The organism is Staphylococcus sp. EG-SA-2 (genome assembly GCF_017152085.1).
In genome coordinates this window covers 1-2,934 of the sequence record NZ_JACYHC010000579.1, presented here as the reverse complement: position 1 = coordinate 2,934, position 2,934 = coordinate 1, and the positions used below count along the sequence as shown (strand labels likewise).

2 protein-coding genes and 1 pseudogene are annotated in these 2,934 nt (G+C 33.1%); all 3 read left to right on the top strand.

Translation table 11 applies throughout. The features are described from left to right. Nucleotides 1-1,617, top strand: a pseudogene (gene farE, locus IDG60_RS10220) (fatty acid efflux MMPL transporter FarE); the annotation flags it as partial. Nucleotides 1,618-1,832: 215 nt separating this feature from the next. After that, entirely contained in the window at nt 1,833-2,060 is a 228-nt protein-coding gene (locus tag IDG60_RS10215) for a FeoA family protein (RefSeq protein WP_000932073.1), read from the top strand. Nucleotides 2,061-2,071: 11 nt separating this feature from the next. Beyond that, nucleotides 2,072-2,934, top strand: an 863-nt coding sequence (locus IDG60_RS10210; protein WP_206160665.1) for a ferrous iron transporter B, incomplete at its 3' end; no start/stop codon positions are given.

Here is a 2,934-nt window from a genome sequence, read left to right as displayed (position 1 = left end):
GGTTTATCGCTAGTTGGCATAGATTTCTTAGCAGTGATGGGGTTTGCTTCGGCAATTAGTGTTATATTTGCTGTATTCAGTGCACTGACTTTATTACCTGCGTTAATTAGTATTTTCCATAAACGCATTAAAGTGAACAAATTGCAGTCTAATTTTAAAAAAGATATTGATACGCCGTGGTCTAAATTTATTACAGGAAATGCACTTGCGGCAGTATTACTAGGTTTAATCATATTAGTAGCAGCTGCAATACCAGTTAGTCATATGCGACTTGGTATTCCAGATGACGGTGTTAAACCAGCAGATTCTACACAGAAAAAAGCTTACGATATAATCTCGGATAAATTTGGTGAAGGATTTAATGGCCAAATTCCGATGTTGATAAATGTTAAAGATAAAAAAGATGATCCACAAGGATTACAACAAGATTTACAGTCTGTATATAAAGATATTAAAGATAAGAAAAATGTAGATATCGTTACGCCGCCACAAATGAGTAAAGATAATGATTATGCTTTGATGGTCGTGATACCTAAGCAAGGGCCTAATGCAGAGAGCACAAATGATTTAGTGCATGATTTACGAGATTATCATAAAGATGCACAAGATAAATATGGGTTCAAAACGGAGATTTCGGGACAAAGTGTCATTAATATTGATATGTCTAAAAAGTTAAATGAGGCGATACCTTTATTTGCAACAGTAATTGTTGTATTGGCATTTTTCTTATTAATGATTGTCTTCCGTTCAATTCTAATACCGTTAAAAGCAGTTTTAGGATTTGTCTTGTCATTAATGGCAACGCTAGGATTTACAACATTAGTAATGCAAGATGGTTTTATGAAAGGTCTGTTTGGTATTGAAACGACAGGACCAATGCTAGCATTTTTACCGGTTATTACTATAGGTATCTTATTTGGATTAGCGATGGATTATGAAGTCTTCCTTATGTCGCGAATTCATGAAGAATATAGTAAAACAGGGGATAATGATTATTCTATCAAAGTAGGATTGAAAGAAAGCGGTCCTGTTATTGTAGCCGCTGCATTAATTATGTTTAGTGTCTTCTTTGCGTTTGTATTCCAAGAAGATGTCATGATTAAATCAATGGGTATGGCATTAGCGTTTGGTGTACTCTTTGATGCCTTCGTAGTCAGAATGATGTTAATTCCTGCATTAACGAAATTGTTTGGAAAAGGTTCGTGGTATTTACCAGCATGGTTGAATCGCATTATTCCACGAGTTGATATTGAAGGACATGCACTTGAAAAATATAAAACGGTTGAATCACAGGAATCTGAAGCCAAAGATAGTAAGGAAACATACGACACAACCTTTAAAGTATATCCACAAGGTGCAACAAATGTATCGAAACATCAAGATGTACATGGGCAAGATGATGCACATTCAATAGTACTAGATGATAAAACGATGGCATTGTACCAAGAAGTGAAACAGCAATCTGCAAGTTCATTGTTCTTATATGATGCTTTAATAGATTATCAAAACAAGCATCAACTAAATTCAAAACAACAAGTAACGAATATAGAACAGTTGAATAAAAATATTGAAAAGCTCAATCAATTGTTAGAAAAAAATCTACGAAATAAATCATAAAATAACATGTACATGCCTCCGCTTTAAATGTCTATCAATGACATTTGAAGCGGAGGTTTTTTGCATGGAAGTGATTATACAAAACATTTTTGCAATGTAGCAAATTTTACATGAAAAATGAAAATTATTTAAATAAAGTATTGCGAGCTACAATTTTAAGGGTTATGATTTTTAAGTGATAATGATTATTATTTCTAATAGGAGAGCGAAATAGTATGTTAAACATTAAAAATGGTGAAATGAATAAGGCTTATAAAATAAAGCGAATGGATATTGCTAATGAGAATATGTTGTATCGTCTAAGTGCCTTTGGGTTAACAGATGACGCTATCATAACGATTAAACAAAAATGTTTATTTAAAGGGCCATGTATTATTGAAGTAAACGGACAACAGTTAAGTATTAGACATTGCGATGCTTGTTCTATTGCATTAGAAGAATAGGAGCCGGACGAATGGAAAATTATTGTATTTTAGGAAATCCTAATGTTGGTAAAACATCTTTGTTTAACGCTTTAACTGGTTCGTATGAATATATAGGCAACTGGAGTGGCGTAACGGTAGAGAAAAAAGTAGGGAAACTTAAAGAAAATGTAGGACAATTAATTGATTTACCAGGTACATATGATTTATCGCCGATTTCTAAAGATGAAACTGTAGTGACAGACTATTTATTAAACGATTCATTTTCAGGAATCATTAACATTGTTGATGCGAGTCAACTAAAAAGAAATGTGCAATTAACAGTACAATTGTTAGAACTTAATCAACCAATATACATCGGATTAAATATGATTGATGTAGCTACAAAGCGCGGGATAAAAATCGATTATCATAAATTGATGAAAAAGTTAAAAACACCTATTTTTCCAGTTGTGGCACGTACAGGCAAAGGAACTAAACATTTACTTGGCGAAATAAAGCATCTAGGGGAAGGGTATCAACCGCATTTTAAAATCAATTATGGTGAGAAGATTGAAGAGACAATTAAAAATATGTGTCAAATAATAATGACAGAGACATCTCATGATAAGTATCAAGCTAGGTTTATTGCGATTCAATTCTTATTAAATAACATGCAAATTGCAAACGAACTTAATTCAGAGGTTGTAAATAAATTGTCGAGTTTACGTGATCAAGTTGCTGAACAAGTAGGGGCTGTATCTGTTCGTCGAGAGATGGAGCGTATACGCAATCATTATATTGAGACGTTATTGCAAGACGTGGTAACGTATCCAGATGAAGATAAGCAATATTTCAGCTCTAGAATAGACAAGATATTAACACATAAATATATAGGGATGCCTATCTTTCTAGC